Here is an 885-nt window from a genome sequence, read left to right on the forward strand (position 1 = left end):
TGGAGGCCCTTCAGCCCCGGCTGGGCAGGGAGAGCCCCGCGGGCGACTTCGCCCCCGCCGGCGGGGACGCGCGGATGGGGTGGCGGGGGGGGAGCCGCCGGGCCCGGCGGGGCATCGCCACCCCAAGGCTGTTGGGGGGGAAAAAGTTTTTCCCCCCCCCCGCCCGGGGAGGGGGTGCCCGCGAGGGGGGGGGGTGAGGGTCGAGCGAGGATCAAGGCGCCGATCCTTGGCGGTACCCTCACCCTCCCACGCTCACGCGTGGGCCCCTCCCTCTCCCGGGACGGGAGAGGGGAACGAACGATATGGGTGTCACTCGGCGATCGGCTCGTAGAATTCCGGGCCGAAGTCGGCGGCCTGCCGGCTGGTCACGTTGAAGGGCTTCTTCAGGCCGCCGCGGAAGTACCGCTTCACCAGATCCTGCCACGTCTCCACCGGGTCGACGCCGCGCTTGGCGCAGAGATGGCCGAACCAGCGGCGTCCGGCGGCGACGTGGGTGATCTCCTCGTCGTGGATGATCTGGAGCAGGGCGGCGCTCTCCGCGTCGCCGAACTCCCGTAGGCGGCGGACGGTCTCCGGGGTCACGTCGAGCCCGCGCGCCTCCAGCACCATCGGCACCACGGCCAGCCGGGCGGCGAGGTCGTGGGCGGTGGTGGTCGCGGCCTGCCACAGCCCGTCATGGGCCGGCAGCTCGCCATAGCCGGAACCGAGCTGGTTCAGCCGCTCCTCCAGCATCTGGAAATGCCGGGCCTCGTCGTCGGCGACCTGCACCCAGTCGTCGGTGAAGCCCTTGGGCATCCCCTCGCCGACGAAGCGGCACACGATGTCCCAGGCGAGGTCGATGGCGTTCAGCTCGATGTGGGCCAGCGCGTGGAGCAGGGCGACACG

1 protein-coding gene is annotated in these 885 nt (G+C 72.2%); it reads right to left on the reverse strand.

Annotated features, from left to right (window positions below; genetic code table 11):
* Positions 1-309: 309 nt before the first annotated feature.
* Positions 310-885: ferritin-like domain-containing protein (locus GBZ26_RS29615; protein ID WP_174441832.1), on the reverse strand; the 576-nt coding region annotated here is incomplete at its 5' end.

Origin of the sequence: Azospirillum formosense (assembly GCF_013340925.1) — a bacterium.
In the GTDB taxonomy this organism is placed as follows: domain Bacteria; phylum Pseudomonadota; class Alphaproteobacteria; order Azospirillales; family Azospirillaceae; genus Azospirillum; species Azospirillum formosense.